The organism is Pseudomonas sp. SDO5522_S412 (assembly GCF_054071215.1).
Map to the genome: position 1 here is coordinate 1 of NZ_JBSVWQ010000234.1, position 8,712 is coordinate 8,712.

Genomic DNA, 8,712 nt, shown 5'->3' on the forward strand with positions numbered 1-8,712 from the left:
CCCATGTATGACTGATACACCGCATTCGCGAGCAAGCCCGCTCCCACATTTAGTCCGCGTTCACTTCAATTAACTGTCCAGCGCTTTGTATTTTTCGCGCAGGTGGTTACGAATCCACACCGCCGACAAGTTGAGCGTGGCGATCACCAGCACCAGCAGCAAGGCGGTGGCGTACACCAGCGGCCGCGCGGCTTCGACGTTGGGGCTCTGGAAGCCGACGTCATAGATATGGAAGCCCAGGTGCATGATCTTCTGGTCCAGGTGCAGGTACGGGTAGTTGCCGTCCACCGGCAGCGACGGCGCCAGTTTCACCACACCCACCAGCATCAGCGGCGCCACTTCACCGGCGGCGCGGGCCACGGCGAGGATCATGCCGGTCATCATCGCCGGGCTGGCCATCGGCAGCACGATCTTCCACAGCGTTTCCGCCTTGGTCGCGCCCAGTGCCAAAGAACCTTCACGTACGGTGCGAGGAATCCGCGCCAGGCCTTCTTCAGTGGCCACGATCACCACCGGTACCGCCAGCAGCGCCAGGGTCAGGGATGCCCAGAGCAGGCCAGGCGTACCGAAGGTCGGTGCCGGCAAGGCCTCGGCGAAGAACAGCCGGTCAACCGAGCCGCCCAGTACGTACACAAAGAAGCCAAGGCCGAACACGCCGTAAACGATGGCGGGTACACCGGCCAGGTTGTTCACCGCGATGCGGATGATCCGCGTCAGGGTGTTCTGCTTGGCGTATTCACGTAGGTACACCGCCGCCAGCACGCCGAACGGGGTCACGATCATCGCCATGATCAGGGTCATCATCACGGTGCCGAAGATCGCCGGGAAAATCCCGCCTTCGGTGTTGGCTTCCCGTGGATCGTCGCTGAGGAATTCCCAGACCTTGCTGAAGTAGAAGCCAACCTTGGTCATGTAGCCCATGGCGTTCGGCTGGTAAGCGTGCACCACCTTGCCAATGCCGATTTCGATTTCTTTGCCGTTGGCATCGCGGGCGGTCAGGCTGTCGCGGTTGAACTGGGTGTGCAGGTCGGCCAGGCGGGCTTCGATGTCCTTGTAGCGGTTGTTCAGTTCGGCGCGGCCGCTGTCCATGTCGGCCTGGGCGGTGGCGTCCAGCTTGCCTTCCAGCTCCAGTTTGCGACCGTGCAGGCGGATGCGTTCGAGGCCGGCGTTGATGGCGCCGATGTCGGACTTCTCGAGGGTCTTGAGCTGGGCCGCGAGCTTGTTGACGCGGTCCACGCGGGCTTGCAGTTCCGGCCAGGCCGCCTCGCCTTCGGCGATCACCTTGCCGTCCTGCTTGACGTTGACCAGGGTGCCGTAGAAGTTGCCCCACTCACGACGCTCGATGGCCATCAACTCGACCGGCTTGGTCTGGTTGGTCAGCCACTCGCCGACGATCCAGGTGAAGTCATTGCCGTTCAAGTCACGGTTGCCGACCTTGATCAGCTCGCGGGTCATGAACTCCGGGCCTTGGTCCGGCACCGGCAAGCCAGCGCTTTTCAGGCGCTCGCGGGGCACTTCTTCTTTCTGCACCACTTCGCCGACGACGATGTGATTTTCCTGGCCCGGCACGTTGTAGTTGGCCTGGATCAGGTCGGCCGGCCAGAAGTGGCCCAGGCCACGCACGGCAATCACGGCCAGCAAACCAATGGTCATGATGACCGCGATGGACACCGCGCCACCGCTGATCCAGACGCCCGGGGCGCCGCTCTTGAACCATCCATTCAGGGAGTTCTGTTTCACAGACTTCTACCTTTCTTAAAGCGACGAGTATTTCTTGCGCAGACGCTGACGAATCAGCTCGGCGAGGGTGTTCATGATGAAGGTGAACAGCAGCAGCACCAGCGCCGAGAGGAACAGCACGCGGTAGTGGCTGCCGCCGACTTCCGATTCGGGCATTTCCACCGCGACGTTGGCTGCCAGGGTTCGCAGGCCTTCAAACAGGTTCATCTCCATCACCGGCGTGTTGCCGGTGGCCATCAGCACGATCATGGTTTCACCGACCGCGCGGCCCATGCCGATCATCAGCGCCGAGAAGATGCCCGGGCTGGCGGTCAGGATCACGACGCGGGTCATGGTCTGCCATGGCGTGGCGCCCAGGGCCAGGGAGCCCAGGGTCAGGCCGCGCGGCACGCTGAACACGGCGTCTTCGGCGATGGAGTAGATGTTCGGGATCACCGCGAAACCCATGGCCAGGCCGACTACCAGGGCGTTGCGCTGGTCGTAGGTGATGCCCAGGTCGTGGGAGATCCACATGCGCATGTCGCCGCCGAAGAACCAGGTTTCCAGGTACGGGCTCATGTACAACGAGAGCCAGCCCACAAACAGGATGACCGGGATCAGGATCGCGCTTTCCCAGCCATCCGGGACCCGCAGGCGGATCGACTCAGGCAGGCGGCTGAAGACGAAGCCGGCCACCAGGATGCCAATCGGCAGCAGCATCAGCAGGCTGAAGATCCCCGGCAAATGCCCTTCGACATACGGCGCCAGGAACAGGCCGGCGAAGAAACCGAGGATCACCGTCGGCATCGCTTCCATCAACTCGATCACCGGCTTGACCTTGCGGCGCAGGCTCGGGGCCATGAAGTAAGCGGTGTAGATCGCAGCGGCAACGGCCAGTGGCGCGGCCAGCAGCATGGCGTAGAACGCGGCCTTCAGGGTACCGAAGGTCAGGGGCGCCAGGCTCATCTTGGGTTCGAAGTCGGTGTTGGCGGCGGTCGATTGCCAGACGTATTTAGGTTCGTCGTAGTTTTCGTACCAGACCTTGCTCCACAGCGCGCTCCAGGAAACTTCAGGGTGCGGGTTGTCCAGCAGCAGCGGTTGCAGCTTGCCGCCGGCCTCGACGATCACACGGTTGGCCCGTGGCGACATGCCGAAGATACCGTTGCCGTCGACCACCTGGTCCACCAGCAACGTACGGTGGGCAGTGCTGTGGAACACACCGAACTTGCCGGAAGCGTCGAGGGCGGTGAAGCCTTTGCGACGTTCTTCAGCAGTGATTTCAACGATAGGCGCGGTGCCCATCTGGAAGGTACGGATCTGCTTCAGGCGTTGTTCGCCGTCCGGGTCGCGGGCCATGAACCACTGCGCCAGGCCACCGCTGGAGTTACCGATGATCAGCGAGATGCCGCCCACCAGCTGGGTGCTGGCCGTGACTTGCGCCACGCCGTCTTCCAATAATTTGTAGCGACCGTTGAGGCTGTTGTCCCGCAGGCTGAAAACGTCGGCCTGGGCGCGACCGTTGATCACGTACAGCCACTGCTGGCGCGGATCAACGAAGATGGCTTTGACCGGCTCGGTCATTTGCGGCAGTTCGATGCGCTTCTGCTCGGTGGTGACTTCCTCGGTCATCATGTTTTCTTCACGGCTGATGGACAGCACGTTCAGATGGGCACCACTGGAACCGGCCACCACCAGCGTCGAGTCGGTCGCGTTCAAGGCGACATGCTCAAGGGAGCGGCCCTGTTCGTCGAGGACGATTGGTGTTTCGCCGTAAGGGTATTCGACGGCGGGCGAGATGGTCTTCTTGCCGTCCGGGTACGACACTTTATAGGTGTGACGGAACACCAGGGACTGGCCGTTGGACAGGCCGAGGATCACCAGCGGGCTGCCGGGCTGGTCTTCACCAATGGAGGCGACTGTCACGCCCGCCGGCAACGGCAGGTCAACGCGCTTGAGTTCGGCACCCGTGTCAACGTTGAAGAACAGCGCCTGGCCCTTGTCGGAAACCCGCATGGCGACCTGGTTCTGTTCTTCCATGGAGATCATCAGCGGCTTGCCGGCGTCCTGCAGCCAGGCAGGCGCCAGGGCCTCTTCCTTGGTCAGGTTGGCGCCGTGGAACAGCGGCGCGACCACGTAGGCGAGGAAGAAGAAGATCAAGGTGATAGCGCCCAGGACGGCAAGGCCGCCCACCAGCACGTACCAACGGGTCAGGCGATCCTTGAGCGCGCGAATGCGGCGCTTGCGTTGCAGCTCAGGCGTATTGAAATCAATGCGCTTGGGGGGAGAAGTCGTCGTCATGGTGGAATTGGCCAGATCATTCATGCGCACACCCTAGCGATCCTGTATGACAGAAAGATGACAATGCAGTGACGCAAGAAATCCGCCGCGTAGCAGGGCTGGCAGCGGATTAAAAAATGGGAGGCGAGGTCCAGGTCTTACAGACCCCGCCCGGGCCTTGAACCGTGGGTAAACCGCGGTTCAAGGCAGGTTTACCGGCGGCTTATTTGCCACCTTCTTTCAGGCCCAGGTCAGCCAGTGCCTTGGCGGCAACTTTGGCTGGCAGCGGGATGTAGCCGTCTTTCACTACCACTTCCTGGCCCTGTTTGGACAGAACCAGCTTCACGAACTCGGCTTCCAGCGGGGCCAGAGGCTTGTTCGGGGCTTTGTTGACGTAGACGTAGAGGAAGCGCGACAGCGGGTATTTGCCGTTCAGGGCGTTTTCTTCGCTGTCTTCGATGAAGTCAGTGCTGCCTTTCTTGGCCAGGGCCACGGTTTTCACGCTGGCGGTTTTGTAACCGATGCCCGAGTAACCGATGCCGTTCAGCGAGGAGCTGATGGACTGCACAACCGACGCCGAACCAGGTTGTTCGTTCACGTTAGGCTTGTAGTCGCCTTTGCACAGGGCTTCTTCCTTGAAGTAGCCGTAGGTGCCGGATACCGAGTTGCGACCGAACAGTTGCACTGGCTTGTTGGCCAGGTCGCCGGTCACGCCCAGGTCGCCCCAGGTCTTGACGTCAGCCTTGGCGCCGCACAGACGAGTCGAGGAGAAGATCGCGTCGACTTGTTCCATGGTCAGGTGCTGGATCGGGTTGTCCTTGTGCACGAACACGGCCAGGGCATCCACGGCAACCGGGATCGCGGTTGGCTTGTAGCCGTACTTCTGCTCGAAGGCAGCCAGTTCGGTGTCCTTCATCTTGCGGCTCATCGGGCCCAGGTTGGAGGTGCCTTCAGTCAGTGCAGGAGGTGCAGTGGCGGAGCCGGCGGCCTGAATCTGGATGTTGACGTTCGGGTATTCCTTTTTGTAACCCTCAGCCCACAGGGTCATCAGGTTTGCCAGGGTATCGGAACCAACGCTGGACAGGTTGCCCGACACACCAGTGGTCTTCACGTAAGCCGGAATCGCCGGGTCAACACCAGCGGCTACCGCGTTAGCGGTCGCAACGCCAGCAGCGACAAAAGTCATTGCCGCCATCAAACGTTTCAGTTTCATGCCTTGCTCCTAGCAGATAGGGATAGTTGGATCGGGGCCAAGTATCGGTAGGCCGTGTGAACACTCTATGTCTGGAATATGACAATTAGATGAAAGGCCAGCATTTATGAAAAAGCTGACAGGAAGGAGAAACGCCAATAAATCCGGGGCTTGCGAGGAGGTTGGAGCGATTTCGTAGAAACAATCTGTAATCGTTGTAAGGCAAAATCTGTGGCGAGGGAGCTTGCTCCCGTTGGGTCGCGTAGCGGCCCTCAAAATGGAACTGCTGCGCAGTTCAACGGGAGCAAGCTCCCTCGCCACAAGGTTATCCGTCAGTTTTCAAAAAACGTGTCAGCGCCCACGCTTCCACAGATACGCACCCACGGCCATCCCCATCACGCACAGGACAGCCACGTAGTAAGCAGGGCCCATCGGGCTTTCCTTCATCAGCAACGACACCGCCAAGGGTGTCAGGCCACCGAATACGGCGTAGGCGACGTTGTAGGAGAACGACAAACCGCTGAAACGCACCACCGGCGGGAACGCTTTCACCATGACATAGGGCACCACGCCAATGGTGCCTACAAACAGGCCGGTCAAGGCGTACAGCGGGAACAGCCAGTCCGGGTGAGCCATCAGGCTGTGATAGAGCGTCCAGGACGTTGCCAGCAACAAGGCACAACCGATGATCAGCACGCGCCCGGCACCAAAACGGTCGGCCAGGGCGCCGGAAGCAATACACCCCAGGCTCAGGGTGACGATGGCCAGGCTATTGGCCTGCAGCGCCACCGTTGGGCTGAAGTGGTAGATCGTTTGCAGCACGGTCGGCGTCATCAGGATAACCACGACCACACCGGCCGACAGCAGCCAGGTCAACAGCATCGACAGTACGATTGCGCCACGATGGTCACGCAACACCGCGCGCAACGGCAGCTCGGCCGCCAGGGTCTTGCGCTGCTGCATCTCGGCGAAGATCGGGGTTTCGTGCAGCCAGCGACGCAGGTACACCGACAACAGGCCGAACACACCACCCAGCAGGAACGGAATGCGCCAGGCGTAATCCGACACCTGTTCCGGGCTGTAGAGCGTGTTGATGGCGGTGGCCACCAGCGAACCCAACAGAATGCCGGCCGTCAGGCCGCTGGTCAGGGTGCCGCAGGCATAACCGATGTGACGGGGCGGCACGTGCTCGGACACGAACACCCACGCGCCCGGCACTTCACCGCCAATCGCCGCGCCCTGGATCACGCGCATCAGCAGCAACAGGATCGGCGCCCACAGGCCGATCTGCGCGTAGGTCGGCAGCAGGCCCATGATCAGGGTCGGCACGGCCATCATGAAGATGCTCAGGGTGAACATCTTCTTGCGCCCCAGCAGGTCGCCGAAGTGCGCCATGATGATCCCGCCCAGCGGCCGCGCCAGGTAGCCGGCGGCGAAGATGCCGAAGGTCTGCATCATGCGCAGCCATTCGGGCATGTCCGCCGGGAAGAACAGCTTCCCGACTACCGTCGCAAAAAATACGAAGATGATGAAGTCGTAGAACTCCAGCGCCCCGCCCAAGGCAGACAGCGACAGGGTTTTGTAGTCGTTGCGGGTCAGCGGGCGCGAAGGTTGCGCACTGCTTGCGGGCACGGAGGACATGGCAAGGCTTCTCTTATAGTAGTCAGGACGGCAAGCCCGGGACTTGCGGCAGGCTTGGCAAGATAGCAAATCGCTTGAAAAAGCACAGCGTTGAGCCGTTAACAGTTCAGATCCGCGAAATATTTCCGTAGCAGACGTGCAATTAATATGAGCAGGAGCACAGTTGCCGGAAAAAGCCGCGATACAGCGTCTATTTACCGACCAAATGAGCGTCGGGAGGTCGTCGTGGCGCCGACGGCTCGATATACTCGGCCCTTGCAAGCGCCAGACCCGCATCCTTGAGGGGCTGCTGTGCCAAAACGCCGTTGGTTATACACCAGCCGATTTGGCAGAGTTTCCCTTTAGTACGCCTTACGAGAAACGCATCGAGCGGTGTATGTTGGTGCTGAAACGTTTTTCCAGAAGACGGCTATCCACTTGAAATACCCATGAAGCGTCACGGGTCAGAGGCACCGGCATGATCGAACTCGAACAAGAAGATCCTATCCCGCAAGGCGATCTCGCCCTGCAAATCACCGCACTCCCGCGTGAGACCAACGGTTTCGGCGACATCTTCGGCGGCTGGCTGGTCGCGCAGATGGACCTGGCCGGCACCGCCATGGCGAGCAAGGTTGCCGGTGGCCGCGTAGCCACCGTGGCGATTGATCGCATGGCATTCCTGGTGCCCGTGGCCGTCGGCGCACAGTTGTCCTTCTACACCCAGGCCCTGGAAATCGGCCGCAGCTCGATCCAGATGATGGTCGAAGTGTGGAGCGACGACCCGCTGTCCAGCGAATGGCGCAAAGTCACCGAGGCGGTGTTTGTGTTCGTTGCCATCGATGGCAGCGGCCGCACCCGCTCGGTTCCGTCGCGGGCGCGTTAAACATCGCGACGTTTTGACGGTCCATTGCCCCATTGTCTGCCATTGAGAGCGCGCGCCTATGTCTACGCCCAACGTTGAAACCGTAAAACTGGATGAGCTGAACGCTTGGCGCATCCGCCACAACGGCGCCGAATTGGTGGTGGCCCAGCAAGGCGCGCACATCGTGAGTTACCAGCGCACCGGCGAGAAGCCGCTGATCTGGCCCAACGATCAGGTGGTGTTCAAGAAAGGCAAAGGCATTCGTACCGGCGTGCCGGTGTGCTGGCCGTGGTTTGGTGTGTTCGACCGCAACCCGCAGAGCGTCAAGGCCATGTACCAGGGCGCCGAGCCGGCCGGTGCCCATGGTTTCGTGCGGACCGCTGACTGGACGTTGGCTGGCGTTGAGGCTGAAGGCACTGCGCTGAGGGTTGAGCTGGAACTGCCGGTGCCTGAAGGTGGCTTCCCGGGTTGGCCGCATCAGGTTGACCTGAAGATGAGCATCCTGCTGGATGATCAACTGCACATCCGCCTGACCAGCCACAACCACGGCGCCGAGACCATCAGCCTCAGCCAGGCGCTGCACAGCTATTTTGCGGTCAGCGATGTACGCAACGTGCAGGTCGACGGCCTGGACGGGCGGGACTATATCGATACGGCCGACGGCTGGACCCCAAAGCAGCAATCCGGGCTGCTGCACTTCACCGCCGAGACCGACCGCATCTACCTCGACACCCCGACTCAAGTGAACATCGTCGATAAAGACTGGCAGCGCCGCGTTCAGCTCACCAGCACAGGCTCGCGCTCGACGGTGATCTGGAACCCGTGGACTGAACGCGCCAAGGCTTTCAGCGACATGGCCGACGACGGCTGGCAGGGCATGTTGTGCATCGAGACCGCGAAAGTGCTGGACGATGTGGTGACGCTGGCGCCGGGTGAAAGCCATACCCTGGGCGTGAGCATCAGCGGTATCGCCCTGTAACCCCAATCAAAAATGTGGGAGCGGGCTTGCTCGCGAATGCGGTGTTCCAGTTAGTGCATGTGC

The 8,712-nt window shown here is 61.1% G+C and carries 6 protein-coding genes; 2 read left to right on the forward strand and 4 right to left on the reverse strand.

Going from position 1 to position 8,712, the window contains the following annotated elements; translation table 11 throughout:
• Window positions 1–69: 69 nt before the first annotated feature.
• The 4 genes from pstA to ACW9I6_RS27815 form a co-directional block, all read right to left on the reverse strand.
• The gene (gene pstA, locus ACW9I6_RS27800; RefSeq protein WP_008439475.1) at window positions 70–1,740 is read right to left on the reverse strand and encodes a phosphate ABC transporter permease PstA; all 1,671 of its coding nucleotides are present in this window, start codon (window positions 1,738–1,740) and stop codon (window positions 70–72) included.
• A 15-nt stretch (window positions 1,741–1,755) separates the two neighbouring features.
• A complete protein-coding gene (locus ACW9I6_RS27805; protein WP_174717804.1) occupies window positions 1,756–3,789 on the reverse strand; it encodes an ABC transporter permease subunit in 2,034 nt (677 codons plus the stop codon).
• Window positions 3,790–4,219: 430 nt separating this feature from the next.
• The gene (locus ACW9I6_RS27810) at window positions 4,220–5,209 is read right to left on the reverse strand and encodes a phosphate ABC transporter substrate-binding protein PstS (protein WP_003213401.1); all 990 of its coding nucleotides are present in this window, start codon (window positions 5,207–5,209) and stop codon (window positions 4,220–4,222) included.
• 330 nt (window positions 5,210–5,539) lie between these two features.
• Window positions 5,540–6,829 carry an MFS transporter gene (locus ACW9I6_RS27815; protein ID WP_177035357.1) on the reverse strand — a complete coding sequence of 430 codons (1,290 nt, stop codon included), beginning with the start codon at window positions 6,827–6,829 and terminating at the stop codon, window positions 5,540–5,542.
• Window positions 6,830–7,286: 457 nt separating this feature from the next.
• Between ACW9I6_RS27815 and ACW9I6_RS27820 the strand changes: the two genes are divergently transcribed.
• Together ACW9I6_RS27820 and ACW9I6_RS27825 are read left to right on the forward strand one after the other, a co-directional pair.
• A complete protein-coding gene (locus ACW9I6_RS27820) occupies window positions 7,287–7,691 on the forward strand; it encodes an acyl-CoA thioesterase (protein WP_003176975.1) in 405 nt (134 codons plus the stop codon).
• Window positions 7,692–7,749: 58 nt separating this feature from the next.
• The gene (locus tag ACW9I6_RS27825; RefSeq protein ID WP_457340063.1) at window positions 7,750–8,649 is read left to right on the forward strand and encodes a D-hexose-6-phosphate mutarotase; all 900 of its coding nucleotides are present in this window, start codon (window positions 7,750–7,752) and stop codon (window positions 8,647–8,649) included.
• The last annotated feature ends 63 nt before the right edge of the window (window positions 8,650–8,712 follow it).